The sequence below is a fragment of the Novosphingobium sediminis genome, from assembly GCF_007991615.1.
GTDB lineage: Bacteria > Pseudomonadota > Alphaproteobacteria > Sphingomonadales > Sphingomonadaceae > Novosphingobium > Novosphingobium sediminis.
The window spans coordinates 1-25,074 of record NZ_BJYR01000005.1; the positions used below are offsets into that span (position 1 = coordinate 1).

The following is a 25,074-nucleotide window of genomic DNA, read 5'->3' on the forward strand; positions in this document are numbered from 1 at the left end:
CCCCTTCCCTTTCCCGCCTCAACCTGCATACTCCCCTCGCGCGCCCGTCAGAGGCCGACCTTGAGAGAGAGCCATGCCCGAAGAGATCATCGAACCCGATCTGCCGATCATCGACCCGCACCATCACCTGTGGGACCTGAGCCCGCTGGTTGCCTCCTTCCCCAAGCCGCTGCATCCCTTCGTCGAGACGCTGGTTCCGGCCGCCTACTACACCTTCGATGCGCTCCACGCCGATACGCACAGCGGCCACAACATCGTCGGCACCGTGTTCATGGAATGCGGCGCGTTCTACCGCAGCGGCGCGGAAGCATCGATGAAGCCGGTCGGCGAAGTCGAGTTCGTCAACGGCGTCGCAGCCCAAGGCGCGAGCGGGCTCTATGGCAACTACCGCCCCTGCGCCGGGATTATCGGCCATGCCGACATGACGCTGGGCGACGGCGCGGTGCCCGTGCTCGAAGCCCTGATCGCCGCCGGAAATGGCCGCTTCAAGGGCATCCGCCACCAGGCCGCATGGGATGCCGATCCCGAAGTGCTCGGCCCCCCGTTCCACGCGCCGTCAGGGCTCTACCTGAGCGACGCCTTCCGCGCCGGGTTCAAGCACCTCGGCAAGATGGGCCTCACCTTCGATGCCTGGCTTCTCGAACCGCAGCTGCCCGATGTCATCAGCCTCGCCCGCGCTTTCCCCGATCAGCCGATCGTGCTCGATCATTGTGGCACCCCGCTCGGCGTTGGCCCCTACAAGGGCAAGCTCCACGAACGCTTCGACGTGTGGCGCGAGAACATCCGCGAACTGGCGAAGTGCCCGAATGTCTCGGTCAAGCTGGGTGGCCTCGCCATGGCCTTCTGCGCGATGCCGGAAGAAGGTCCCGCCGCCGGAGTCGGCTCCGAAACCCTTGCCGCGATGTGGCGCCCTTACATCGAGACCTGCATCGATGCCTTCGGTCCGGAGCGCGGGATGTTCGAAAGCAACTACCCGGTCGACCGCTGGGGCGCGACCTATCCGGTGCTATGGAACGCCTTCAAGCGCCTCGCCCACGGCGCCTCGGCAGATGAAAAGCACGCGCTGTTCGCCGGCAATGCCGCGCGGTTCTATGGCTTGGAGCACTTGCTCGACGCGTAGTGCTCTGCCCACCCCCAACCCCTCCCGCAAGCGGGAGGGGAGCAGGTCGCGCTGGTTTCCCCCCTCCCGCTTGCGGGAGGGGTCGGGGGTGGGCAGGACCATCACTTCTGCTCGTTTGACAGCCCCGCCCCACCTGCTAAAGCCCATTTAACCGCTCGCTTAAAACGGAGCTTTCCAGGATGCCGCTTCCCCCGCTGTTCAAGAATATGCGCCTGCCCGTCATCGGTTCGCCGCTGTTCATCATTTCCGGCCCCGAACTCGTTATCGCGCAGTGCAAGGCGGGAATCATCGGCAGCTTCCCCTCGCTCAACGCGCGGCCGATCAGCCAGCTCGACGAATGGCTGCACGAGATCACCGAGACGCTGGCCGCGCACAACCGCGATCACCCGGACAGCCAGGCAGCGCCCTTCGCGGTCAACCAGATCGTCCACAAGACCAACAACCGCCTCGACGAGGACATGGCGCTCTGCGAAAAGTGGCAGGTGCCCATGCTCATCACATCGCTGGGTGCGCGCGAGGATATCAATCAGGCTGCGCATCGCTGGGGCGGCATCGTGCTGCACGACGTTATCAATGATCGCTTCGCCCGCAAGGCAATCGAAAAGGGCGCGGACGGCCTGATCCCCGTCGCCGCCGGTGCTGGTGGCCACGCCGGTGCGCTTTCGCCCTTCGCGCTGATGCAGGAAATCCGCCAGTGGTTCGATGGGCTGGTCGCGCTTTCGGGCGCCATTGCGCACGGCCGCTCGATCCTTGCCGCACAGGCGCTAGGGGCGGACTTCGCCTATATCGGCTCGGCCTGGATCGCCACGGCAGAAGCCCGCGCGGCTGAGGGCTACAAGCAGGAGATCGTCGAAAGCCGCGCGCAGGACATCGTCTATTCGAACCTCTTCACCGGCGTGCACGGTAACTATCTCAAGGGCTCGATCATCAAGGCCGGGCTCGATCCGGATAACCTGCCGGTCAGCGATCCGTCCAAGATGAACTTCGGTTCGGGCGGCAATACTGAGGCCAAGGCGTGGAAGGACATCTGGGGTTCGGGCCAGGGCATCGGCGCGGTCACCAAGGTTGAAACCGTGGCCGAGCGCGTCGCGACGCTCACCGCGCAGTACCGCGAAGCCGCTGCCGGTCTCGCTGCCGACAGCGCCCCCTTCCTCTAAGCAACTCAGCCCCCTCCACGCCAGCGGAGGGGGCATTGGGCCTCTAAAGCCTGCTTTCCGTCGCTTCCCACAGCATCTCGGCCATCCGGTCGAGATGGCTGTAATCGAGCGCCGGATCGCGCCGGTTTAGCACGATCTCCTCGCCCTTGGGCGGGCTGAGCAGCCGCCGGCGCAACGCACGTTGCAGCAGATCGAGCCGCATTAGCGCCTCCATCCCTGCAAGCTCGGGATCGTAGCGGCGCGTACGGCTCCACCCGAGTTCGATCTGGCCGACCCGTTCGGTAACCATCTCCGAATACGTGCCATGCGGCCCGCGGTGTAACGGCAGGCCGATCCGCTGCGCGCCGCTCTCGGTCGCGGGCAACAGCAGTCCATTCGCGCGGAAATCGTGAAAGCCGATGCGATCGGGTGTGAGCGCGCCGATCATGCGGCCGAAGGCACGGCGATTGAGCAGCACGCGAGGCAGCAGATGATGGCGTTGCAGCCCGGGCGTATACCCCGCTTTGCCCGGTACATTCACCGATCGGAAGGGGATGCGTCCCCTGGCTATGTGTCCAGCAGGAACCATGCCGCCTTGTTCACACGCGAACCTTAACGCGGTACTTCCGAGCGTCGTTTATGTAAGCCTTCCAAGCGCGCTTCAATCGCCGCTTGCTAGCATCCTTTACCTAGCGCTGCTCGACGTTAAGCTTCCGGTTGCCTTCCGGCTCGATCCAGACTGCGCCCACACCCGCCAGCACGACTTCTTGCGGTGTATCGACAGGCCCGTGGGTAACCAGCCAATCGGTGAGGCGCACGGCAATGCGGCTATGCTGCCGGTTCGGCCCGCCACTGGGGGCGTGGAGCAGGAACTCCTGCCCGGTGAGGAACCCAAGCCCCTCACTCTCGATCCCGTGCTCATGGCGCGCCAGCGCAGTGAGTGCGAGCGCGGGGAACGGGCCGCCCGCAAGCCATACGCCAACTGCTTCGGAAAACCACGCCGGTGACATGGCGATGCGCGCCGGCCGCCAGACAATTGCCTGCAGCCCGGGCAACTGGGTGAGATGCCGCAGGATGGCGGCAGCGACACGCAGCACCGGAAGCAGGTTTTCGGCACCGGCAAGGTGCGGCCCGACCATGAACCAGGTCGCATCCAGCGCGTCGCAATCGAAATCGCCCGGCAAGGCGACCCGGTGCACCACGCCCGGAACATCGCACTTCGGGGCCGGAGCCAGCCCGGTGAGATCGAAGGTCAATCCGTCTCGCAGCAGCTCGGCAGATCCTTGCGGCGCCTGCGCAGAATTGAGCACGGAAAAGCCATCCGGTCCGACAGCGAGGTCGGCTACAGCATCCGCAGCCGGCCGGTCCTCCCGGTCGAACAGCAGCGCGGCAAGAGGCTCACGCCCTGCGACACGCTCGATCACCACCAATTGTGCTCCCTCACTCTGCCAACAGCAAAGACACCAATGTTGGGCAGTCGTCGAGTCCCATGCGTCTAATCTGGAACGGAATTGGATCGTTCAACCGCTCGTGCACCTTAGTACAGGCCCATTGCCAAACCGGCGCCGAAGGATCGGCCCAGATCGCGGCACTTTTGCAACGCCTCTGCCGGCACTGTCTTGGGCGCGAGAATCGCTTCAGTCGTCTGGGCATTGAGGTTCACAATCAGCCCTTCGGCGATTCGGCGCAGCCGCCATCCGGTGACAATCCGCTCGATCTGGCGCTCTGCACCAGATCCATCCGATCCCGCGGCAATTGCCGTGGCAAAGGGGCGTCCCTCGATCTCCCCGAGCAGCGGATAGTAGCAGCGATCGAAGAACTCCTTCATCGCCCCGCTCATCGTGGCGAGGTTTTCCGGACAGACGAACAGATAGCCGCCCGCCGCGAGGAGCAGTTCCGGAGTCGCCTCGCCCGCGCCGAGCAGGCGCACTTCCCCCTCCTCGGCCGCCCCCTCGTGCGCGGCTTCGGCCATTGCACGCGCAGCGCCGGTGCGGCTGTGCCAGATGATCAACAGCATATCGAAATCAGCAGCCGTCCCCATTGCCCCCGGCACTGTTCACCGCGCCGCCCAATGCGCCGCCGATCAGCCCGCCAAGGCCGCCCAATCCGCGCTTTTTCGGCTTGGACTGGCATTGCTGCTCCTGCTGCGATTGCTGCCCCTGGTTGCGCCCGTTGCTGGACGCTGCCTCATCCATGCCCGGCATGCCGAGCAGGAAGCCGGTCATCGAGCGGTGCCGGATATCGGCAGTCCATTCGGGCTTCCACGGCGTTTTGGGATTGGCCGGGCGCGGTGGATAGACGAAGCTTTCTTCGGGGCCGTAGGCATAGAGCGTGACCATCTGGAACTGCGGCGCGGCAGCCTTCACTTCCGCCGGCACCATGCAGGTCGTCGTCGCGGGCGCGAGGACCGTCTTCGACGCCACGAGCTTCGCCACAGTCGCGGGCGAGAGCCAATCGGAAAGGCCGCCACCAAACTCGCGCGTCAGGCTCGAAGACCACCACACCATGTCGGTCATCTCGCTGCCCTTGTCCATTTTCCCACCGATGAGCGAGGCGTGATAGCCGGTCGCATCAGGCAAGGGGTTCCAGCGCAGCAGCGTCGCGCCACTTGGCTGGGCAAAGGTGGATGTGCGCAGCGCGCCCATGAAATCCTTCGTGAGCGTGAAGTTCATATCCGGCGAATAGTTGCCCGCCACCTTGTGCGCCCCGATCAGCGAACTGTCGGTGCGGATTGCAACCTTGCTTTCGTCGTTGGGCCAGGCGCCATATGTCTTGCTGCTGGCGTAGGAGACGCGGCGCTCCATCGGCACGTTGCTGGACCACAGGCCGGGCGGCATCTGCCCCGCGGCGATCTTGGCGAAATCGATGACAACCGGCTGACCGGCCGGCGCATGTTCGCCGCAACCCCAAAAGATCAGTATGCGCCCCTTGGGCCGCTTGAAGTCGCGCTTCTCTGCGGGTTCTTCCGGACCGGACGGCACTTTCACGGGCGTCTTGAGCGGCACGGAGAGCCCGAGCTTGGCGCCGGCTGGCATGAAGTGATCGGCTTTGGGCGGCCCACCTGCGGGCGTCCGGCTCGAACCGAGATCCAGCCAGAGTTCGTGCTGCGGCGCATTGCGGTTGCCGCCGCCGAAAGCCATGCTCATGGCCGCACCCATGCCGCCGCCTTTCATGCCGGCCATGCCGCCCATCAGGCCCGATGTGGTCCCGGCGCGCATCTCGTAACGGGCGATCGGCGCTGCCGTCTGCGCAACGCCAAGCCCGACAAGCACCACACTTGCCGCCCCGGCGGCCATCATCAGACGCATGCTGTTCCTGGTCATCAGCTCAAACCCCTTTCAAGCGAGCGGAACCGCGGCTCCGCTTCGGCAAGTTCGTATGGCGCGACCAGACTTCTCTTTTGCCGATGCGACCATATCCGCAACCCTTCTGTCAATCGCGCTGCGCCGATGCGATGATCTGGCGCACATTCCTGCCACGGAATCCCTGCAGGGGAATGTGGGCAGGGGAATGTGGGCAGGATCTGCCCCACCCTTCCCCGCGCCGCCGCAATCGGTTAGCGCAATCGGCATGATCCCCGTCACGTCCATCACCCGTTCGCTATCTGGCCTCGCCTGGCGCTGGCGTGGTGGCAACATGGACCTTGGTAGCGGGGGACTGGGGCGGCTCGACGATCTGGTCGATCAGTTGCTCATGGCCCGCGGAGTCGAGCGGCACGATCTTGAACGCCACCGCCGCCCAACCTTGCGTAATTTTCTGCCCGATCCTTCGATCTTCAACGATATGGAACCGGCTGCGCAGCGCTTTGCCGATGCGATCATGAAGGGCGAAGCCATCGCGGTCTACGGCGACTACGATGTCGATGGCGCGACCAGCGCTGCGCTCCTTATCCGCTTTCTCGCCAGCCTCGGCATCAAGGCGCGGCCCTATATCCCGGACCGCCTGCTCGAGGGCTATGGCCCATCCGCAGAGGGCCTCGTCAAGCTGGCGCGCGAGGGCGCACAGCTCATCGTCACCGTCGATTGCGGCGCGATGGCCTATGAAGCGCTTTCAGCAGCGCGCGGCGAAGGCGTCGACGTGATCGTCGTCGATCACCACAAGTGTAATCCGGAGCTTCCGCCCGCCACCGCTCTCGTCAATCCCAACCGGCTTGACGAGAGCGACGAGGCGGCAAGCCATGGCCACATGGCCGCTGTCGGCGTGGCCTTCCTGCTCGCCGTGGCCACCTTGCGGACCTTGCGCGCACGCGGCTTTGTCGGTGCGTCCAATGCGCCTGACCTGATGGGACTGCTTGATCTCGTCGCGCTGGGTACGGTGGCGGATGTCGCGCAGATCAAGGGGGTGAACCGCGCGTTTGTCGCGCAGGGGCTCAAGATCATGGCACGCCGCGCCAATGTCGGCCTGGCTGCTCTGATCGACGCAAGCCGACTGACGCGCGCACCGACTTGCAGTGACCTCGGCTTCGCGCTTGGTCCGCGTATCAATGCAGCGGGGCGGATCGGCGATTCGAGCCTTGGCGTGCGGCTGCTGACCACCTCGGATCCGGATGAAGCCCGCACGATCGCAGCGCGTCTATCGGAACTCAACGACGAGCGCCGCGCGATCGAGCAGGCCGTGCAGGAAGCGGCCGAGGCGCAAGTCATGGCGCAGCACAACCGCAGTGTCGTGGTGGTCCACGGCGCGGGCTGGCACCCGGGCGTGATCGGTATCGTCGCTGGCCGCATCAAGGAAAAGACCGGGCGGCCCACCCTGGTCATCGCCGAGGATGGCGATTCGGAAGGCAACGGCAAGGGCTCGGGCCGTTCGATCCCGGGCGTTGATCTGGGTGCGGCGATCATCGCGGCCAAGGCGGCAGGCCTTCTGATCGCAGGCGGCGGCCATGCCATGGCCTGCGGCCTGACCGTGGCAGCAGGCGGCACCGAGCGCCTTGCCGACTGGCTCGACGAGCGCCTTGCCCGCGATGTCGCGGCGGCACGGCTGAGCCAGTCGCTCCAGCTCGATCTCAGCCTCGCACCTGGTGGGCTGACACCTGATCTCGTCGAACGGCTCGAAGCTGCGGGCCCCTTCGGCATGGGCTGGCCCGGTCCGCGCGTTGCTGTCGGTCCGGTGCGGCTGATCAAATGCGACATTGTCGGCGCCGATCACGTGCGCATGATCGCGGGCGGGAACGACGGCCGATCGTTCAAGGCCATGGCCTTCCGTGCGGCGGAAACCGAGATGGGGCAGGCGCTGCTCCACGGCGCGCGGGGCCGGGCATTCTGGCTCGCCGGCCGCGCGAAGATCGACGATTGGGGCAGCCGGCCGGCCGCAGAACTCCACGTCGAAGATGCCGCGTTCGCCGACTGAACCTACCCCTTTGGCCATCCCCACAAACTGCCACAGACAGGGGTTGACCAATCCGATCCATCGCCCTAGACGCGCGGACCTGCCACGCGGCCTCAGCCAGTGGCCCCTTCGTCTAGCGGTTAGGACGCGGCCCTTTCACGGCTGAAACACGGGTTCGATTCCCGTAGGGGTCACCACTGAGCTACCCAGCGCTTTGCGCCGGGTGGGAACAGAATAATCGGGGCGGGACCGCCGACCCGGTTCATGGCAAGGCCCCTTCGTCTAGCGGTCAGGACGCGGCCCTCTCACGGCTGAAACACGGGTTCGATTCCCGTAGGGGTCACCAGCCGGCAAGGTCGGCTTTTTCACGGCACGCGATGGACCTCGATTCGCTCAGCACGTTTTCCGAATTTGCGAGTGTCGGCGCGTTTGCGCTGATCTGCGGCGTGCTGGCGGGCCTGCGCGAACGCAGGGAACGCCGCCGCCGCGATCTGGACCGCATCAGCGCCGTTCCCTGGCAATTCATTTCAGCACTGTGTTCGATGCTGGCGATCATCTGCCTCGCAACCGCCGCGAAAGTCTATTTCGCGGGCGGTTGACGATTGGTGCGCGCGAAAACGCCGCGTCAGAAGTTTCCGGTCAGCGCCAGCAGGAATGCGTGGTCATTGTTGTCTGGAGCGCCGCGCACGAAGCTGTGCTGCAGCATGTAGCCCGTCTCGAACTTGACCTTCTTTGTAATCGGCGCCCCGATACCGACGAAGTTGCGCATCCGCTCCTCGCCGCGCACGCGCTGGAACGCTGAGGTATTGAGATCGAAAAAGCTCTCGTGGCTAACCACCAGATTGACCTTGCCCGCAATCGGCATCACCGCCTTGATTTGCGGACGCAGCCGCCACGCGGGGCCACCCTGCCCCTCGCGCCAGCGCTCCTCCAGCCGCAGGCGGCCGGAGAATTTCACGTTGCCGAGCTGCAGGAAGTTGTCGACGTTTACCTGCTGACGAAAACGGTGCTCCATGCGCGTGAAGTCGCCGTGGTCGTACTGCGGATTGTGGGTGTAACCCAGCCACAGCGTCACGTTCTTGGTCGGCTTGTAGCCGATCATCAGGTGGTTCTCGACTTCGTAGAGCCCGCGATTATCGCTGACTCGCACTTCGATTTCGTTGCTGGCGCGAAAACCGCCGCCGAGATCGACGTTGAGGTTGGCCGTGGCCCAAGCTTGGGCATCGTCGCGCGCGTGGGACGTGTGCGCCGCGCAAACGACCATGGCAGCAGCAAAGGAGGAGGCGGCAATGCGGGAGAAATTGCGGAGCAAGTTTGGAGCCCTTCGTTGAAGTGCTCGCGAACTATGAATGTTTGATGACATTCATGTTACAGAATGTGTCTTTCCTGACATGTTTTTGACGAGCCAGCTGCATTTGTGACAGCATTCGCCCCAGGCGGCGGGCACCGGCAGTGAAGCACCGTCCGCAGCTTGCAAGCATCCACCTGCCTCGCCTAATGGGCCCTGCCGGAAATACGCTTCGGCGCCGGACCGTGATCGTCATCACTTGTCACGGCTCGGTAACAGCGGTGGTATCAAGCAGCTCCTGATGGATTCGCCGAATCTTCCCTGGCCGAGTATGGCCGTAGCGCTCGCGACAGTGATTGCCATGGTCGTGCTTGGCACGAATCCTGGCCTTGGCGTGGCCGTGCTGATTCTATGGTTTGGCACCTTGTGGCTTTCCCGCCCCGAACCGGTCGTCGCCACGCGCGCGGCCGATGAAGGTTCCGTTTCACGCCAAGCCATGGTGGAACTGGTCGAACCGTTCAGCGTGCCGGTCCTGATGCTCGATGGGCAGCGCATCGCTGCGGCCAATGCAGCCGCTCGCGAAGCGCTCGGCGCACATATTGTCGGGCAGGACGCGCGCGTCGCCTTGCGCCATCCCGAAGCCATCACCCTGCTCGCCAAACCGCAGGGCGATGCCATTGTGCGCGGCCTGACAGGTGCGCGCAGCCTGTGGCACGTGCGCCGGGTCACCATCGACCAGCGCTACTCGCTGATCGAAATGGTCAACCGCACCGCCGAGGCGGATATCAGCCGCTCGCACACCGATTTCGTCGCCAATGCCAGCCACGAACTGCGCACGCCGCTTGCATCCATCATCGGTTACATCGAAACGCTGGCGGATCCCGATGCCAAAGTCGATGCCGCCACCGCAGCGCGCTTTCACGCCACAGTTCTGCGCGAAGCACGCCGGCTGCAGAATCTTGTCGAGGACCTCATGTCGCTCTCGCGCATCGAGGCTGAGAAGCATGACCTCCCGCGCGAGGCGCTTGACCTTGGCCAGCTTGCCGCCAGCATCGGCTCCGAGGTTGCCTCCAACGTCGGCGAGGCACGGATCGATGTTGTGGCCGGGCCGGCGATGGTAACCGGCGACCGCCAGCAACTCGACCAGCTGATTCGAAACCTCATCGACAATGCGCTGAAGTATGGCGCTCCGGATCAGCCGGTGCGCGTCGAAGTCTCGAGCAAGGATGGCGAAGCCGTGCTTTCCGTGACAGACCGGGGCGAAGGCATTCACGCCGATCATCTCCCCTATCTAACGCGCCGCTTCTACCGGACCGATCCGGGCCGCAGCAATGCCGCAGGCGGAACTGGTCTCGGCCTCGCCATCGTGAAGCACATTGTTGAAAGGCATCGCGGACAACTCGACATTGCGAGTCAGCTGGGCAAGGGCACCACGGTCACCGTGCGCCTTGCACTTGCGGCGACCGCTCCACCAAGGCTGTCATAAAACTGTCATGCAATGGTCACATGGGGCCGATCGACGCTGCGTCTAAGGGAAAACACAAAATGACTGCGAATCGCCTCATTTCCGGATCGGTACTGGTTCTTGCCACGCTTGGCCTCGCCGCATGCGGCGGCAACCAGGCGTCCAGCCGCGATCAGGTCCGCGCTGTTGGCTCATCCACGGTCTATCCGTTCGCGAAGGCGGTTGCCGAAGCGCTTGCCAAGGAAGATGCCTCGATCAAGTCGCCGATCATCGAATCGACCGGCACGGGCGCGGGCATGAAGCTGTTTTGCGCGGGCGTCGGCCCGCAGCACCCCGATATCGAAGATGCCTCGCGCCGGATGAAGAAGTCCGAATTCGAGGACTGCCAGAAGAACGGCGTGAAGGAGATCGTCGAGATCCAGGTCGGCCTTGACGGCGTCGCTTTCGCTGAAGGCACCGGCGGCCCCGGCATCGCGCTGACCCCGGCAGATGTCTACAAGGCGCTCGCAAAGACCCCGTTCGGCAAGCCCAACACCGCCAAGACCTGGAAGGACGTGAACCCCGCCCTCCCCAATGAGGCGATCCTCGTCTATGGTCCGCCTTCCACCTCGGGCACCCGCGATGCGCTCAAGGAACTGATCCTGACCAAGGGCTGCGAGAGCGATCCGGCGATGAAGGCGCTGAAGGACAGCGACAAGAAGAAGCATGATGCGGTCTGCGGCGATGTGCGCGAAGACGGCGCCTATGTCGATGCGGGCGAGAACGACAACCTCATTGTCCAGAAGATCGAGGCCAATCCCAAGGCTATCGGCATATTCGGCTATTCCTATCTCGAAGAGAACCGCGACAAGCTAAAGGGCCTTACGATGGGCGGCGTCTCGCCGACCTATCAGACGATCACCGACTACTCCTACCCCGGCGCCCGCCCGCTCTACATCTATGTGAAGAAGGCGCACCTCAAGGCGATCCCGGGCCTGCAGGCCTACGTGAACCAGTGGGCGAAGCTGTGGAGCAAGGACGGCGTGCTGGCCAAGGCGGGCATGGTCGTGGCGCCTGACGATGTGCTGGCAGCCAGTGCAAAGGCAGCAAGCGAACTGCCTGTGCTCGATGGCTCGCAGCTGAAGTAAGGACCGGCAGAGGCCCATGTCACCAGCCATTCTTTTCGTTCTGGCCTTTGGGCTGGGTCTGGTTGGCTGGCTGGCCGGGCGCTCGCGGGCGTGGGCCTTCCGCAAGGCTGCGCCGGGTGGTCGCATTAACTCGCTTCCCGACTTCCACGCGTGGTACGTCGGGTTGTGGGTCGCTGTACCGACAGTGCTCTTCGCGCTCCTGTGGGGCGCGATCAGCCCTGCACTCGTGTTGCAGCATGTCCTCGCCGATCCTGCGGCCGCCGCTCTTCCCGCGTTCGGGTTCGAGCGCGAGGCGATCATGGGTGAGGCCCGCGCTGTCGCGACTGGCGCGGCGCAGGCGGTGTTCAACAGCGAGGCGCAAGGGCTTGTTGAGCCCTATCGCGTCGCAATCACGCGCTATGAGACGATTGGTCTGATCGTCACACTGATCGTCGCCTTCGCCGGCGGCGCTTTCGCTTTCCTTCGCCTGCGTCCCGATTTCACGGCCCGCACCCGGGTCGAACGGTCGGTCATGGCGCTGTTGCTGCTTGCCTCGCTGGTCGCGATCCTGACCACGATTGGCATTGTCGCCAGCCTTGTGTTCGAGACGGTCCGTTTCTTCGGCATGGTCTCGCCTCTCGATTTCCTGCTCGGTGCGCACTGGGCGCCAGACCCGATGAGTACCGGTGCGCCCGAAGGCAGCTCGTTCGGAGCGATCCCCTTGTTCTGGGGTACCATCTATATCGGCGCGATCATCGCAATGGCCGTATCAATCCCGCTCGGACTGATGAGCGCCGTCTATCTCACCCAGTATGCCGATGCTTCGGTGCGCAAGGTGATGAAGCCCCTGCTAGAGATCCTCGCTGGCGTGCCAACCGTGGTCTACGGCTATTTCGCCGCCCTCACCGTTGCGCCAGCCGTCCGCGATGTGGCGCAAGCAATCGGCATTGCCAATGCCTCGACCGAAAGCGCCTTGGCGGCGGGGCTTGTGATGGGTGTCATGATCATCCCCTTCGTTTCCTCGATGGCGGACGACAGCATTGCCGCCGTGCCGCAAGCCATGCGCGACGGCAGCCTCGCGATGGGCGCAACCCGCGCCGAAACCATCCGCAAGGTGCTCATCCCCGCCGCTCTGCCCGGCATTGTCGCGGGCATCATGCTGGCAGTCAGCCGCGCGATTGGCGAAACGATGATCGTCGTCATGGCGGCCGGTGCTTCTGCCAACCTCACGGCCAACCCGTTCGCATCGATGACGACAGTCACCTTCCAGATTGTAGCGATGCTCACCGGCGAAGGCAGCTTCGATCACCCCGCGACGCTTTCTGCTTTCGCGCTCGGCATGGTGCTGTTCCTTGTCACGCTGACGTTGAACTTCATCGCCCTGCGCGTGGTGAAGCGCTACCGCGAAGCCTACGAGTAGGCCCATTCCCATGTCGACCGACAACACGTCCGCCCTCGAGGATCTTCGCGCAAGCCGTCAGGCGCGCATGGAGGCCGGCCTTGCACGCCGCTTCCGCGCAGACCGCTGGTTTCGCATCGCGGGGCTCGGCGCCGTCAGCTTTTCCGCGCTCATCCTCGTGTTCCTGCTCGTCTCCATGGCCTCCAGTGGCTGGGCTGGCTTTCACCGTACCGAGCTGCGCTTCTCCGTTCCTGTCCACGGCCATATAGAAATCGACCCGGCACGGCTCGCCCAACCCGATCCGCTGGGAGGGCTGGAATCGGCCGGACTGCCCGGCATCGTCAATGCAGCCGCGGTGCAGGCCTTGGGCCCCGGCGGTGACAGCCTGCTGGATAGCGGCGCCTGGCGCGATGTCGGCGCAACACTGATCGCCAATCCTTCGCTCCTCATGAGCAACGAGATCACCGTATCCCTGCCCGCGAGCGACGACCTCGCCAATGCCCTGCGCGGCGGCGGTGATGCAGCCCTGCAGAAGGTGGCGGGCGATCTTTCGCGCAAGGGCGTGCTGGTGCGTGCTTTCGATACCGGCTTCCTTGTCCGCGCCGATGCCACCAATCCGCAGAGCGTGGGCATCTGGGGGGCGCTCAAAGGCTCGATGATGACGATGTTCATCACGCTCGTTCTGGCGTTCCCGGTGGGCGTGCTTTCGGCGCTCTATCTGGAAGAGTACGCCCCGCGCGGCCGCTGGACCGATCTGATCGAGATCTCGATCAACAACCTCGCGGCGGTGCCGTCGATCATCTTCGGCCTCCTTGGCCTTGCCGTGTTCCTTGCCGTGTTTCCCAACTACCGCTCGGCCCCGCTGATCGGCGGCATGACGCTTGCGCTGATGACCATGCCCGTCATCGTCATTTCCGGACGCAACGCCATCAAGTCGGTCCCGCCCTCGATCCGAGACGCCGCGCTCGCCATGGGCGCGAGCCCGGTGCAGGTCGTGTTCCACCACGTCCTCCCGCTGGCCCTGCCCGGCATTCTCACCGGCACGATCATCGGCATGGCCCGCGCGCTGGGTGAAACCGCACCGCTGCTGATGATCGGCATGCGCGCCTTCGTCGCCAGCCCGCCGAGCGATTTCACCTCGCCCGCCACGGTGCTGCCGGTGCAGATCTTCCTGTGGTCGGACGAGATCGACCGCGGCTTCATCGAACGCACCAGCGCTGCAATTGTCGTGCTGCTGATCTTCCTCCTCGTGATGAACGGCATCGCGATCTACCTTCGCAACCGCTTCGAGAAACGGTGGTAACATGAACGCTCCTGTCCCGGCTGCTGAAGCGGCGAACTCGTCCGCAGCGCCCGTTTTTCCCGATCCGGTCAGCCCCTCGAAAATCAGCGCGCGCGGCGTTTCGGTCTATTATGGCCAGAAGCGCGCGATTGATGACGTGTCGATCGAGATCCCCAAGAACTACGTCACCGCGTTCATCGGCCCCTCGGGTTGCGGCAAATCGACATTCCTGCGCAGCCTAAACCGCATGAACGATACGATCCCCGGCGCCCGCGTGGAAGGTGAGATCCTGCTCGACGGGATGGACATCTACCGCTCGGCGATGGACGTCGTGCAACTGCGCGCGCGCGTCGGGATGGTGTTCCAGAAGCCAAACCCGTTCCCCAAGTCGATCTACGAAAATATCGCCTATGGCCCGCGCATCCACGGCATTGCGGCAAGCAAGGGCGAGCTTGATGGTATCGTCGAGCAATCGCTCCAGCGCGCTGGCTTGTGGGATGAAGTGAAGGACCGCCTTGGCGATAGCGGCACCGCACTCTCGGGCGGCCAGCAGCAGCGCCTGTGCATCGCGCGCGCGATCGCGGTCGATCCCGAAGTCATCCTGATGGACGAACCCTGCTCTGCGCTCGATCCGATCGCCACAGCGCGCATCGAGGAACTGATCGACGAACTGCGCGGCCGCTATGCCATCGTCATCGTCACCCACTCGATGCAGCAGGCCGCGCGCGTCTCCCAGCGCACCGCGTTTTTCCATCTCGGCAAGATCGTCGAATACGGTACAACCTCGGACATCTTCACCACCCCGCGTGAAGAGCGGACCAAGGACTACATCACCGGCCGATATGGCTAGGCCGCACGGATAAGGAACTGCGATGGCTGAGCATACCGTCAAGGCGTTTGACGAGGACATCACACGGCTGCGCGGCCTTGTTGCCGAGATGGGCGGCCTTGCCGAGCTTTCCGTGGCCGAAGCGATGGATGCGCTCGTCACCGGGAACCAGGACCTTGCCGACGGTGTGATCGCCCGTGACAAACGCATCGACCAGCTTGAAGGCGAAGTCGACCGGCTGTCCGTCCGCGTGCTCGCCCTGCGTGCGCCCATGGCCGATGACTTGCGCGAGGTGATCGCCGCACTCAAGATCGCCGGCGTTATCGAGCGCATCGGCGACTATGCGAAGAACATTGCCAAGCGCGTCGGCCATATCGAGGGCCGCAAGCGGTTCGAGCCGCTGACCCTGCTGCCGGTGATGAACGAACTGGCCGGCGACATGGTTCACGACGTGCTGACCGCATATGCCGCGCGCGATCCCATCGCCGCCTCCGAAATCGTCAAGCGCGACGCAAAGGTCGATGCCTTCTACGATAGCGTGTTCCGCAACTTCGTGTCGTACATGGTGGAAAACCCGGCCACGATCAGCTCGGTCGCGCAGCTGATGTTCGTTGCCCGCAATATCGAGCGGATCGGCGATCATGCCACCAACATCGCCGAAATGGTCTACTACGCCGCAACTGGCACCTACCTGCCCGAGCGCGACGACGTAATCCCACCGGCCTGATGATCCTCCGTCACGACCGCGTAACAATTGTCGTGTCTGCGCAAAGTCACTGTCAAGACTGACGCATCAGGGGGTATCGATGTCCGCGCCGAAGCTGCTGCTGGTAGAGGATGATACCGCGCTTGCCGAACTGGTCGAGTACCGGTTTCGCGGCGAAGGCTACGATGTGCGTACCACCGACGATGGTGACGAAGCCCTGCTGCTCGCCGCCGAGGATACTCCCGATCTCGTGCTGCTGGACTGGATGATCGGCGGCACCAGCGGGATCGAGGTCTGCCGCCGCCTGCGCCGCAACAAGGCGACTGCGCACGTACCCATCATCATCCTCACCGCCCGCAGCGACGAGGATGACCGCGTGCGCGGGCTCGAAACCGGTGCTGACGACTATGTCACCAAGCCGTTCTCTCCGCGCGAACTGATCGCGCGGGTCGGCGCTGTGCTGCGGCGTGTGCGCCCGGCGCTAGCTGGTGAGACGATCACCGTCGGCGATCTCGCGCTCGATCCCACGGCCCACCGCGTCACCCGGCGCGGTGAGGCGATCAAGATCGGTCCCACGGAATTCCGTTTGCTCCGCCACTTCATGGAGCACCCGGGCCGCGTATTCTCCCGCGGGCAACTGCTCGATGCGGTCTGGGGCAGCGGAAGCGACATCGAACTGCGCACGGTGGACGTCCACATCCGCCGCCTGCGCCAGGCCATCGCGATCCCCGGCGCAGCCGATCCGGTGCGCACCGTGCGCTCTGCCGGCTACGCGCTCGAAGGGGTCTAAACCCCCAGAAGCGGGGTGATATCGAGGTTCTGGATCGTGATCCAGTGGTTCACGTAGTTCGCGTAGTAGAGCCAGAACAGCACAGTCGAGAGCACCGAAGCCCGCAGAATGATGCGGCGCGGGTTGAAGTTTGCCGGGGCGCTCGGCGCTTGTCCGGGCACTTTTGCCACCCCCATCTCGTCCGCTGTGCGCACGCCGAAAGGCATCACGAGAAAGGCCGAAAGGACCCAGAACAGCGCCCAGATCGCGATGATCGACGTCAACTTCATGTGCCTCAACCTTCCCGCAGCATGACCTGGACGACCGGCTTCTTGCCCGACCAGCGCTGCGCCGCGCGCCGCACCGTCAGCCGCACAGTTTCGGCAATCGCCGCCCGGTCGCGCGCCTTCTCACCCTTCAGCGTCCCCAGCGCCTTGGCAACATCGCCCTGCGCTTCGGCCACGAACTCTTCCATGTCTTCTTCCAGCGGCAGGCCGACCGCCGCGATCTCGATGGCGGACTTGAGCTTGCCAACCGGCGAAACCGCGAGCGCCGCCACGACGACGCCGCTTTCTGCCAGCTTGCGCCGCTGCCCCATTGCACCGCCATCTGCCGGTGCAATTATGTCGCCATCAAGCACAAGTCGCCCGGCGCGTACTTCGGCGAGCTTTGCAGGCCCGTCGGGTGCGAGACGCACCACATCACCGTTCTTCTGGACAATGGTGCGCTTGATACCGCTTGCCTTGCCCAGGCGTGCCTGCTCCGCCATGTGGCGCATCTCGCCATGCACAGGCACGAGGATTTCCGGCCTGATCCAGCTGTAGAGCGCTTCCAGCTCAGGCCGTCCCGGGTGCCCCGAAACGTGAATCATGCCCTGCCGGTCGGTCAGGATTTCCACGCCCTTGGCCGCCAACTGGTTTTGGATGCGCCCGATGGCAAGCTCGTTGCCGGGGATCTGGCGGCTCGAGAAGACCACGGCATCGCCCTTCTCAAGCCGGATCGGGTGGCTGTCCGAAGCAATCCGGGCCAGCGCCGCGCGCGCCTCGCCCTGCCCGCCGGTTGCCAGCACAAGAACTTCGCCTCGCGGCAAGTCCATCGCGTCGTCCATCCGCACGATGTCCGGGAAGTTCTTGAGGTATCCGCTCGCTTGCGCCACGCCGATGATGCGGTCGAGCGATCGTCCCGCCACGCAGAGCTGCCGCCCGGTCGCCACCGCCACCTCGGCTAGCGTCTGCAATCGCGCCACGTTGGAGGCGAACGTCGTCACCACCACGCGCTTGCCCTTGAGGCCCTTCACCATCTCCATCAGACCGTCGCGCACCGCGCCTTCGGAGCCGGAGGGCTTGGGATTGAACACGTTGGTCGAATCGCAGACGAGCGCGAGCACACCTTCGTCGCCCAGCGCGGTCAGTTCGCCTTCGGTCGCAGGCACTCCGATCAGCGGCTCGTCATCCAGCTTCCAGTCGCCGGTGTGGAACACGCGGCCATGCGGCGTCTCGATCACCAGCGCATTGCCCTCGGCAATCGAGTGCGCCAGCGGCACATAGCGAATGTCGAACGGCCCGATGCTCAGCGAACCATCGTTGGGCACCACATTCAGCGTCACGTCTTTGGAAAGCCCCGCCTCGGCCAGCTTCTCAGCCACCAGCCGCGCGGTGAACGGCGTCGCATAGAGCGGCACGCCCAGATCTTGCGCGAAATAGGGCACCGCGCCGATATGGTCCTCATGCGCGTGGGTCAGCACCACGCCGAGCAGATCCTCCCGCCGGTCCTCGATGAACGACAGGTCCGCGAAAACAAGGTCCACGCCCGGATAGTACGGATCGGCAAAGGTCATGCCGAGATCGACCATCAGCCACTTGCCGTTGCAGCCGTAGAGATTGACGTTCATGCCGATCTCGCCCGATCCGCCGAGCGCGAGAAACAGCAATTCCTTACCGGGTTTCACAATAATTCCAATATACTAGTGGCTCAGAGGCCAAGGGCTCGCCGCAAATGCGATGGTCAGCGTGCGGCAACGCGTTCGGCCAGAATGGCAATGCCATCCAGCGTCAGGTCCGTATCGACATGGTCGAAAATCGAGGTGTGCTGGTCGAACAGCACCGCCAGCCCGCCGGTGGCAACCACCTTGGCAGGACGTCCGATTTCTTGACGCAAACGCGATATCAGGCCTTCCATCATGGCCACATAGCCCCAGAACACGCCGATCTGCATCTGATCTTCAGTGTTACGGCCGATCACGCTGCGGTTGTTGCCCTGTGGCGGCGCGATGGCGATGCGCGGCAGCTTGGCCGCCGCCGTTACCAGCGCATCTAGCGAGAGGTTGATGCCCGGCGCGATGATGCCGCCCTTGTAGGCCCCGTTTGCATCGACCACGTCGAAAGTGGTCGCAGTCCCGAAGTCCACGACGATCAGGTCGCCCTCATACTTCGCATGCGCCGCCACGGTGTTCACCGCGCGGTCTGCACCCAGCGAGCGCGGCTGTTCGACATCGGCGACAAAACCCCACTCCACCGGCGGCTGCCCGGCGACCAGCGGGTCGATACCGAAATACTTCTGCCCCAGCACCTGCAGGTTGTGCAACGCGCGCGGCACCACTGTGGAAATGAGGATCTGTCTCACGCGGTCAGGATCAAAGCCCTGTAGCTTCATCAACTGAAGGAGCCACACCGCATACTCGTCCGCCGTGCGCCGCGGATCGGTCGCCACGCGCCAGCGCGAACGGATCTCCCGCCCGTCGAACAGCGCGAACACGACGTTGGTATTGCCAACGTCAACCGCCAGAAGCATCTTGTCCTCCTACGTCAGAGCGGCTTGCGCCGATAAGCTCGACGTCTCCAGCGTGGATCGCACGTACCGAGCCATCCGCCAAGCGCAGAAGGACGGCTCCGTCGGGCTCCAGCCCTGCAAATCCGCCGATCACGTGGCCTTCTTCGCTGAGGTTTACCCCCAGTAGCGTACCTTTGGGGAGCGAACGGACAAGCCATGCCTCGCGGAGCATCGGCCAGCCGCCTGCATGCCATGCCGTGAGGTCCTCCGCCCAGGTTTCGGCCAGCGCAGATGCAAAGGCATCGCGGCTCACGTCGTAGCCAAGCCCTGCCAGCGATGCGGTCTTGCGGCCCGGCACATCCGGAGCTTCGGCGAGGTTGACGCCGATACCAACGACGACGGCATCGCGCTGCCGCTCCAGCAGAATCCCGCAAAGCTTGGCTTCGCCCACCAGCAGGTCGTTCGGCCACTTTAGGACCAGCCCGGACAGTGCCGGAACCACCGCCATCAGCGCCCGGTGCACGCTGAGCCCGGCCACTAAAGCCAAAGTTTGCGGCAAAGCCTCGGCATCGCGTAGGGCAACCGCGGTCGACCCCATGAAGTTGCCGAAGCCATCGGTCCAAACCCGCCCGGCGCGCCCGCGCCCGGCCGTCTGCCGGTCTGCTACCAGCCACTGCCCTTGAACCGGAGCTTCGCCGTGCGATAGCCGCTCCAGCAGCGCCGAATTGGTCGAGGCGGTCTCCGCCACCACCCTGATCAAGGGGTCAGGCACCGGAGGCTCAGCCGATCACGCGATGTGGAAGAGCGCGGCGGCCGCGTTGCCCGCCAGCACGCCCAGCGACTTCGTGAGCAGGTAACCGAGCGGCGAAATCGCGACGACCGAAACGAAAAGCAGCACCCGCTGCGCCATGTCGCTCTGGCCGGTCACCACATCGGTAGCCTCGTCGAAGTACATCACCTTGACGACCTTGATGTAGTAGAACGCACCGATCACCGAGGCAGCGATACCGATGGCGGCGAGCGAAAGCAGACCCGCCTGCACTGCCGCCTGGAACACCACGAACTTGCCCCAGAACCCGAACAGGGGCGGGATGCCCGCAAGGCTGAACATCACGGCAGCCAGCGCCAGCGCCAGCATTGGCCGGGTCTTCGACAGGCCTGCCATCGCTGCAATGGATTCAACCGGCGCCCCGTCCGCATCGCGCAGCATCAGCACCGCAACGAAGCCTGCGACCGACATCGCAACATAGATCGCGAGGTAGACCAGCATCGCCGCCGCACCCGCCTGGTTGGCGCAGGCAAGGCCGATCAGCATGAAGCCGACGTTGTTGATCGAGGAATAGGCCAGCAGCCGCTTGATGTTGTCCTGCCCGATCGCACCCAGCGCACCGATGACGATCGAGAGCAGCGCGACAAAGATCACGATCTGCTGCCACACGCCCGGCTGCGAACCGAACGCAAACAGGCTGACGCGCATCAGGAGACCGAGTGCTGCCACCTTGGGCGCGATCGCGAAGAAGGTCGTAACCGGGGTCGGCGCGCCCTCGTAGACGTCCGGCGTCCACATGTGGAACGGTGCTGCACTCACCTTGAAGGCAAGGCCCGCGAGCACGAAGACGACGCCGAACACTGCACCGGTCGAGAGTGTGCCTGCCAGCGCGCCGTGGATTCCGGCGAAGCTCGTGCTGCCGGTGAAGCCATATGTCAGGCTGATGCCGTAAAGCAGGATACCCGAGGCAAGCGAGCCCAGCACGAAGTACTTGAGGCCCGCCTCCGCCGAACGCTCATCGCTGCGCAGGAACGAAGCGAGAACGTAGGCGGCAAGGCTGTTCAGTTCGAGTCCGATGTAGAGCGCGAGCATGTCGGTCGCCGAGACCATCATGCCCATGCCCATCGATGCGAGCAGCACGAGCAGCGGAAATTCCGCGCGCATCGCCTTCTCGCGCTCGAAGAACGCCGGAGCGACGATCAGCGTGACCGCTGCGCCGATGTAGATCAGCAGCTTGCCAAACGCGGCAAAGGCATCGCCCGAGAACTGGCCGTTCCAGGCACTCGCCGCGGGGCCCATCACGGCCTGCGTCAGCGCAGGCACGGTCAGCACCGCGCAGACGGTGAGCACGGCAACCGCCGCAATCGAGATCACCCGCGAAGCCTTGTCACCACCCCAGGCGGCAGCGAGCAGCAGGATCAGGCTGGAAACGCTGAGGACTTCCTCGGTCCCGGTGATCGCCAGCGAACGGAGCAGTTCCATCAGCGTGCTCCCTCGTGCCGGGCCGCGTGAGCGGCTTGTTCACCGTGTTCCATTGCATCCCCATGTTCATGTGTCGCAGCGGCAGGCGGCATGGCCGCCAGCTGCACATCGGCATCGCCCCTCGGCCGCGCTTGCGCCAGCCGCGCATCCAGCGCCGCGATATCCTTGCGCATCGGCGCGAGGAAGGTTTCCGGATAGACGCCCATCCACAGCACCACGGCTGCCAGCGGGATCATCATCGCCCATTCGCGCTTGTCGAGATCGGGCATGGCGGCCGCGTCCTCGTTCTTCTGCACCCCGAACACCACGCGGCGATAGAGGTAGAGCATATAGGCCGCGCCGAGGATGATGCCGGTGGTGCAGATCAGCGCCACCCAGCTCGACTGCGCGTAGATGCCCATGAGCGAGAGGAACTCGCCAACGAAGCCGCTCGTGCCCGGCAGGCCAATCGAGGCCATCGTGAACAGCATGAAGAACAGTGCATAGGCGGGCATGTTGATCGCCAGCCCGCCGTAGCGGTCGATCTCACGCGTGTGCAGCCGGTCGTAGATCACGCCCACGGCAAGGAACAGCGCGCCCGCCACAAGACCGTGGCTGAGCATGATCAGCATCGAGCCTTCCAGCCCCTGCCGGTTGAACGCGAACAGCCCCACCGTGACAATCGCCATGTGCGCGACCGAGGAATAGGCGATCAGCTTCTTGATATCGTGCTGCACCAGCGCAATCAGCGAGGTGATCACCACCGCAGCCATCGAAAGCCCCCAGACCAGCGGCGCGAACTGCGCGCTCGCCTCAGGGAACATCGGCAGCGAGAAGCGAATGAAGCCGTAGCCGCCCATCTTGAGCAGCACGCCCGCCAGGATCACCGAGCCCGCAGTAGGCGCCTGCACGTGCGCGTCGGGCAGCCAGGTGTGCGTCGGCCACATCGGCATCTTCACCGCAAAGCTCGCGAAGAGGGCCAGCCAAAGCCAAGTCTGCGCCTTCACCGGGAAGCTGTAGGCCATCAATGTCGGGATATCGCTCGTGCCCGCCTCGTTCACCATCCACATCATCGCGATCAGCATCAGCACCGATCCGAGCAACGTGTAGAGGAAGAACTTGTAGCTGGCGTAGATGCGGTCCGCCCCGCCCCAGATGCCGATGATGAGGTACATCGGGATCAGGCCGGCTTCGAACATGATGTAGAACAGGAACAGGTCCTGCGCGGTGAAGACGCCGATCATCAGCGTCTCCATGATGAGGAAGTTGGCGTAATATTCGCCCGCGCGCTTCTCGATCGCGTTCCAGCTTGCACCGATGCAGATCGGCATGAGGAACACGGTGAGCGCGATCAGCAGCAGCGCGATCCCGTCGATACCGAGCTTCCATTCAAAGCCGGCGAAGATCGAGGCATGCTCCTGGAACTGCCAGGTCGGCCCGCCGATCTGGTAGTGCGACCACAGCACCGCGCCCAGCACGAGATCAAGCAGCGTCACCGCCAGCGCGATCATCCGCGCGCTCTCGCGTCCGGCCATGAGGCAGGCCACCGCGCCGACCAGCGGCACGAGGAGCATCAAGCTGAGAATTGGAAACCCGATCATCGTGCAATCACCCAGCTGACCGCGCCGACAAGGCCGACGAGCATGACCAGCGCATAACTGTTGAGGTATCCGGACTGCAGGCGCACCGCGATCCGGCTGCTCCGGGCGACCACCCAGGCCGCGCCATTGGGGCCAAAGCGGTCGATGATCCCGATATCGCCTTGCTGCCAGAACACCCGGCCGAGCGCCATCGCAGGCTTCACGAAGACCGCGTTGTAAAGCTCGTCGAAGTACCACTTGTTGTAGACGAAGCGGTAGAGCGGCCCGATCGCCGCGCTGAACGCCGCCGGAATGCCCGGATTGGCGATATAGGCCACATAGGCCCCGGCAAGGCCGGCCACCATTACCGCGAACGGCGCCCACTTCACCCACTCCGGCACGCCGTGCATCGCGTGGATCAGGTGCTCGCTGAAGGCCACGCTGTTCTTCCAGAACTCGCCCTCGCCTTCGCTGATGAACGAGCCGTGGAACACGAAGCCCGCGAGAACCGCACCGACCGAGAGCAGCACCAGTGGCAGCAGCATGACCAGCGGGCTTTCATGCGGATGATAGCCGCCGGTCCCGTCAGAGGCATGGCCGTGCGCATGGTGGTCATCGTGGCCATGTGCGTGGTCATCATGACCATGCCCATGCGCATCATGCACCGCGTGCTGGATATGCTCGCTCTGCTCCCAGCGCGGCTTGCCCCAGAACGTCAGGAACATCAGGCGCCACGAATAGAAGCTCGTCAGCAGCGCCGCAAAGATGCCCATGAAGAAACCAAAGTGGCCCGGAGCCGTCCCGCTGGCATAGGCAGCCTCGAGGATCGAATCCTTCGAATAGAAGCCTGCGAAGCCGAACACATCGACAATGCCAACGCCGGTGATCGCCAGCGTGCCCATCATCATCGCCCAGAAGGTGATCGGGATGTGCTTACGAAGGCCGCCGTAATAGCGCATGTCCTGCTCGTGGTGCATCGCATGGATCACCGAGCCCGCGCCGAGGAACAGCAGCGCCTTGAAGAAGGCGTGAGTGAACAGGTGGAACATCGCCGCACCCGGCGCACCGACGCCCGCCGCCACGAACATGTAGCCCAGCTGCGAACAGGTCGAATAGGCGATGACGCGCTTGATGTCCCATTGGGTCGTGCCGATGGTGGCAGCAAAGAACAGCGTCGCCGCGCCGACATAAGTCACCACATGCATCGCCGTCTCGCTCGTGGCGAACATTGGCGAGAGGCGGCAAACCATGAACACGCCTGCGGTCACCATGGTCGCCGCGTGAATCAGCGCCGAAACCGGGGTCGGGCCTTCCATCGCGTCCGGCAGCCAGGTGTGCAGGCCCAGCTGCGCCGACTTGCCCATCGCGCCGATGAACAGGAGGATGCACAGCACCGTCATCGTATCGAAGCGATGGCCGAGGAAGCCGATCGTGCTGCCCGCCATGCCCGGCGCTGCCGCCAGGATCGCGGGGATCGAGACGGTGCCGAACACCAGGAACGTGCCGAAGATACCCAGCATGAAGCCGAGGTCGCCCACGCGGTTGACCACGAAGGCCTTCATCGCGGCCGCGCTGGCGCTGGGCTTGCGGAACCAGAACCCGATCAGGAGGTACGAGGCAAGGCCCACGCCTTCCCAGCCGAAGAACATCTGGACGAGGTTGTCCGCCGTCACCAGCATCAGCATCGCGAAAGTGAACAGCGAGAGGTAGGCGAAGAACCGCGACTGGTCGGGCTCCTCATCCATGTAGCCCCATGAGTACAGGTGGACGAGCGCCGAGACGCTGGTCACAACCACCAGCATGATCGCGGTCAGCGTATCCACGCGCAGCGCCCACTGGAAGTCGAGATCGCCCGAGCGCACCCACTGGAGCACCGGCGTCACGCTTTCCTGCGCACTGCCGTTCAGGAACGAGATGAAGATCGGCCACGAAAGCGCGCAGCTGGCAAACAGCGCGAGCGTCGTCACGAGCTTCGCCGGCACCTTGCCGATCAGCCGGGCGCCAAGTCCTGCGACCAGCGCTGCCAGCAGCGGCAGGAATACGATAAATTGGATCGGATGCACGGCCCCG

23 protein-coding genes and 2 tRNA genes are annotated in these 25,074 nt (G+C 64.4%); 13 read left to right on the forward strand and 12 right to left on the reverse strand.

The features are described from left to right. Positions 1 to 73 precede the first annotated feature (73 nt). Positions 74 to 1,120 carry an amidohydrolase family protein gene (locus tag NSE01_RS03255; RefSeq protein ID WP_147158204.1) on the forward strand — a complete coding sequence of 349 codons (1,047 nt, stop codon included), beginning with the start codon at positions 74 to 76 and terminating at the stop codon, positions 1,118 to 1,120. Positions 1,121 to 1,299: 179 nt separating this feature from the next. Further along, on the forward strand, positions 1,300 to 2,277 hold the full coding sequence (locus NSE01_RS03260; RefSeq protein WP_147158205.1) for an NAD(P)H-dependent flavin oxidoreductase: 978 nt from the start codon (positions 1,300 to 1,302) through the stop codon (positions 2,275 to 2,277). Positions 2,278 to 2,320: 43 nt separating this feature from the next. Here the strand turns inward: NSE01_RS03260 and NSE01_RS03265 are convergent, their stop codons facing one another. The 4 genes from NSE01_RS03265 to NSE01_RS03280 form a co-directional block, all read right to left on the reverse strand. After that, entirely contained in the window at positions 2,321 to 2,845 is a 525-nt protein-coding gene (locus NSE01_RS03265; RefSeq protein WP_147158206.1) for an AHH domain-containing protein, read from the reverse strand. 100 nt (positions 2,846 to 2,945) lie between these two features. After that, positions 2,946 to 3,680 (reverse strand): hypothetical protein, encoded by a 735-nt coding sequence (locus NSE01_RS03270; RefSeq protein ID WP_147158207.1) that lies wholly within the window; start codon positions 3,678 to 3,680, stop codon positions 2,946 to 2,948. A 113-nt stretch (positions 3,681 to 3,793) separates the two neighbouring features. Beyond that, on the reverse strand, positions 3,794 to 4,273 hold the full coding sequence (locus NSE01_RS03275; protein ID WP_147158208.1) for a flavodoxin family protein: 480 nt from the start codon (positions 4,271 to 4,273) through the stop codon (positions 3,794 to 3,796). 7 nt (positions 4,274 to 4,280) lie between these two features. Then, positions 4,281 to 5,579: a hypothetical protein gene (locus NSE01_RS03280; RefSeq protein ID WP_246135008.1), complete on the reverse strand. Its 1,299-nt coding sequence runs from the start codon at positions 5,577 to 5,579 to the stop codon at positions 4,281 to 4,283. A 247-nt stretch (positions 5,580 to 5,826) separates the two neighbouring features. Between NSE01_RS03280 and recJ the strand changes: the two genes are divergently transcribed. From recJ to NSE01_RS03300, 4 genes are all read left to right on the forward strand, one after another. Beyond that, positions 5,827 to 7,602, forward strand: coding sequence for a single-stranded-DNA-specific exonuclease RecJ (gene recJ / locus NSE01_RS03285; RefSeq protein ID WP_147158209.1), 1,776 nt, complete (start codon positions 5,827 to 5,829; stop codon positions 7,600 to 7,602). Between the two features lie 101 nt (positions 7,603 to 7,703). Then, a tRNA-Glu gene (locus NSE01_RS03290) sits at positions 7,704 to 7,778 on the forward strand. A 74-nt stretch (positions 7,779 to 7,852) separates the two neighbouring features. Continuing rightward, positions 7,853 to 7,927: transfer RNA gene (locus NSE01_RS03295), tRNA-Glu, on the forward strand. Between the two features lie 31 nt (positions 7,928 to 7,958). After that, positions 7,959 to 8,180 carry a hypothetical protein gene (locus NSE01_RS03300; protein WP_147158210.1) on the forward strand — a complete coding sequence of 74 codons (222 nt, stop codon included), beginning with the start codon at positions 7,959 to 7,961 and terminating at the stop codon, positions 8,178 to 8,180. 26 nt (positions 8,181 to 8,206) lie between these two features. Here NSE01_RS03300 and NSE01_RS03305 read toward each other — a convergent pair whose 3' ends face one another. Next, on the reverse strand, positions 8,207 to 8,893 hold the full coding sequence (locus NSE01_RS03305) for a DUF2490 domain-containing protein (RefSeq protein WP_246135009.1): 687 nt from the start codon (positions 8,891 to 8,893) through the stop codon (positions 8,207 to 8,209). A gap of 277 nt (positions 8,894 to 9,170) precedes the next feature. Between NSE01_RS03305 and NSE01_RS03310 the strand changes: the two genes are divergently transcribed. The 7 genes from NSE01_RS03310 to phoB all read left to right on the forward strand — a co-directional run bounded on the left by NSE01_RS03310 (position 9,171) and on the right by phoB (position 16,446). Beyond that, the gene (locus NSE01_RS03310; RefSeq protein ID WP_147158211.1) at positions 9,171 to 10,355 is read left to right on the forward strand and encodes a sensor histidine kinase; all 1,185 of its coding nucleotides are present in this window, start codon (positions 9,171 to 9,173) and stop codon (positions 10,353 to 10,355) included. Positions 10,356 to 10,414: 59 nt separating this feature from the next. Next, positions 10,415 to 11,461, forward strand: coding sequence for a substrate-binding domain-containing protein (locus NSE01_RS03315; RefSeq protein ID WP_147158212.1), 1,047 nt, complete (start codon positions 10,415 to 10,417; stop codon positions 11,459 to 11,461). Positions 11,462 to 11,477: 16 nt separating this feature from the next. Beyond that, entirely contained in the window at positions 11,478 to 12,860 is a 1,383-nt protein-coding gene (gene pstC / locus NSE01_RS03320) for a phosphate ABC transporter permease subunit PstC (protein ID WP_147158213.1), read from the forward strand. Between the two features lie 10 nt (positions 12,861 to 12,870). Continuing rightward, positions 12,871 to 14,142, forward strand: coding sequence for a phosphate ABC transporter permease PstA (gene pstA / locus NSE01_RS03325; protein ID WP_147158214.1), 1,272 nt, complete (start codon positions 12,871 to 12,873; stop codon positions 14,140 to 14,142). A 1-nt stretch (position 14,143) separates the two neighbouring features. Next, positions 14,144 to 14,971 carry a phosphate ABC transporter ATP-binding protein PstB gene (gene pstB / locus NSE01_RS03330; protein ID WP_147158215.1) on the forward strand — a complete coding sequence of 276 codons (828 nt, stop codon included), beginning with the start codon at positions 14,144 to 14,146 and terminating at the stop codon, positions 14,969 to 14,971. Positions 14,972 to 14,993: 22 nt separating this feature from the next. Continuing rightward, complete coding sequence (phoU, locus tag NSE01_RS03335; RefSeq protein ID WP_147158216.1) at positions 14,994 to 15,677, forward strand: phosphate signaling complex protein PhoU; 684 nt, start codon at positions 14,994 to 14,996, stop codon at positions 15,675 to 15,677. Between the two features lie 79 nt (positions 15,678 to 15,756). After that, positions 15,757 to 16,446, forward strand: a complete 690-nt coding sequence (gene phoB / locus NSE01_RS03340) for a phosphate regulon transcriptional regulator PhoB (protein WP_147158217.1) — start codon at positions 15,757 to 15,759, stop codon at positions 16,444 to 16,446. Here the strand turns inward: phoB and NSE01_RS03345 are convergent. Genes NSE01_RS03345 through nuoL form a run of 7 tightly spaced genes read right to left on the reverse strand, consistent with a single transcriptional unit; the run spans position 16,443 to position 25,067 of the window. After that, a complete protein-coding gene (locus NSE01_RS03345) occupies positions 16,443 to 16,715 on the reverse strand; it encodes a DUF1467 family protein (RefSeq protein WP_147158218.1) in 273 nt (90 codons plus the stop codon). The two genes, phoB and NSE01_RS03345, sit on opposite strands and share 4 nt — an antisense overlap. Before the next feature lie 5 nt (positions 16,716 to 16,720). Further along, on the reverse strand, positions 16,721 to 18,373 hold the full coding sequence (locus NSE01_RS03350) for a ribonuclease J (protein ID WP_147158219.1): 1,653 nt from the start codon (positions 18,371 to 18,373) through the stop codon (positions 16,721 to 16,723). 56 nt (positions 18,374 to 18,429) lie between these two features. Beyond that, positions 18,430 to 19,215 (reverse strand): type III pantothenate kinase, encoded by a 786-nt coding sequence (locus tag NSE01_RS03355; RefSeq protein ID WP_147158220.1) that lies wholly within the window; start codon positions 19,213 to 19,215, stop codon positions 18,430 to 18,432. Next, positions 19,199 to 19,966: a biotin--[acetyl-CoA-carboxylase] ligase gene (locus NSE01_RS03360; RefSeq protein ID WP_307725963.1), complete on the reverse strand. Its 768-nt coding sequence runs from the start codon at positions 19,964 to 19,966 to the stop codon at positions 19,199 to 19,201. The genes NSE01_RS03355 and NSE01_RS03360 overlap by 17 nt, the downstream gene beginning before the upstream one ends. 15 nt (positions 19,967 to 19,981) lie before the next feature. Beyond that, positions 19,982 to 21,445 carry an NADH-quinone oxidoreductase subunit NuoN gene (gene nuoN, locus NSE01_RS03365; RefSeq protein WP_147158221.1) on the reverse strand — a complete coding sequence of 488 codons (1,464 nt, stop codon included), beginning with the start codon at positions 21,443 to 21,445 and terminating at the stop codon, positions 19,982 to 19,984. Beyond that, entirely contained in the window at positions 21,445 to 23,025 is a 1,581-nt protein-coding gene (locus NSE01_RS03370) for an NADH-quinone oxidoreductase subunit M (protein ID WP_147158222.1), read from the reverse strand. Before NSE01_RS03370 ends, nuoN begins: the two co-directional genes overlap by 1 nt. Next, positions 23,022 to 25,067: an NADH-quinone oxidoreductase subunit L gene (nuoL, locus tag NSE01_RS03375; protein WP_147158223.1), complete on the reverse strand. Its 2,046-nt coding sequence runs from the start codon at positions 25,065 to 25,067 to the stop codon at positions 23,022 to 23,024. The genes NSE01_RS03370 and nuoL overlap by 4 nt, the downstream gene beginning before the upstream one ends. Between the last annotated feature and the right edge of the window lie 7 nt (positions 25,068 to 25,074).

Bases quoted from the DNA above. Each gene is read 5' to 3' on its own strand.
- NSE01_RS03255 (WP_147158204.1), top strand. From the start codon at position 74: ATGCCCGAAGAGATCATCGAACCCGATCTGCCGATCATCGACCCGCAC.
- NSE01_RS03260 (WP_147158205.1), top strand. From the start codon at position 1,300: ATGCCGCTTCCCCCGCTGTTCAAGAATATGCGCCTGCCCGTCATCGGT.
- NSE01_RS03265 (WP_147158206.1), bottom strand. From the start codon at position 2,845: ATGGTTCCTGCTGGACACATAGCCAGGGGACGCATCCCCTTCCGATCG.
- NSE01_RS03275 (WP_147158208.1), bottom strand. From the start codon at position 4,273: ATGCTGTTGATCATCTGGCACAGCCGCACCGGCGCTGCGCGTGCAATG.
- NSE01_RS03280 (WP_246135008.1), bottom strand. From the start codon at position 5,579: ATGACCAGGAACAGCATGCGTCTGATGATGGCCGCCGGGGCGGCAAGT.
- recJ (WP_147158209.1), top strand. From the start codon at position 5,827: ATGATCCCCGTCACGTCCATCACCCGTTCGCTATCTGGCCTCGCCTGG.
- NSE01_RS03300 (WP_147158210.1), top strand. From the start codon at position 7,959: ATGGACCTCGATTCGCTCAGCACGTTTTCCGAATTTGCGAGTGTCGGC.
- NSE01_RS03310 (WP_147158211.1), top strand. From the start codon at position 9,171: ATGGATTCGCCGAATCTTCCCTGGCCGAGTATGGCCGTAGCGCTCGCG.
- NSE01_RS03315 (WP_147158212.1), top strand. From the start codon at position 10,415: ATGACTGCGAATCGCCTCATTTCCGGATCGGTACTGGTTCTTGCCACG.
- pstC (WP_147158213.1), top strand. From the start codon at position 11,478: ATGTCACCAGCCATTCTTTTCGTTCTGGCCTTTGGGCTGGGTCTGGTT.
- pstA (WP_147158214.1), top strand. From the start codon at position 12,871: ATGTCGACCGACAACACGTCCGCCCTCGAGGATCTTCGCGCAAGCCGT.
- pstB (WP_147158215.1), top strand. From the start codon at position 14,144: ATGAACGCTCCTGTCCCGGCTGCTGAAGCGGCGAACTCGTCCGCAGCG.
- phoU (WP_147158216.1), top strand. From the start codon at position 14,994: ATGGCTGAGCATACCGTCAAGGCGTTTGACGAGGACATCACACGGCTG.
- phoB (WP_147158217.1), top strand. From the start codon at position 15,757: ATGTCCGCGCCGAAGCTGCTGCTGGTAGAGGATGATACCGCGCTTGCC.
- NSE01_RS03345 (WP_147158218.1), bottom strand. From the start codon at position 16,715: ATGAAGTTGACGTCGATCATCGCGATCTGGGCGCTGTTCTGGGTCCTT.
- NSE01_RS03355 (WP_147158220.1), bottom strand. From the start codon at position 19,215: ATGCTTCTGGCGGTTGACGTTGGCAATACCAACGTCGTGTTCGCGCTG.
- nuoN (WP_147158221.1), bottom strand. From the start codon at position 21,445: ATGGAACTGCTCCGTTCGCTGGCGATCACCGGGACCGAGGAAGTCCTC.
- NSE01_RS03370 (WP_147158222.1), bottom strand. From the start codon at position 23,025: ATGATCGGGTTTCCAATTCTCAGCTTGATGCTCCTCGTGCCGCTGGTC.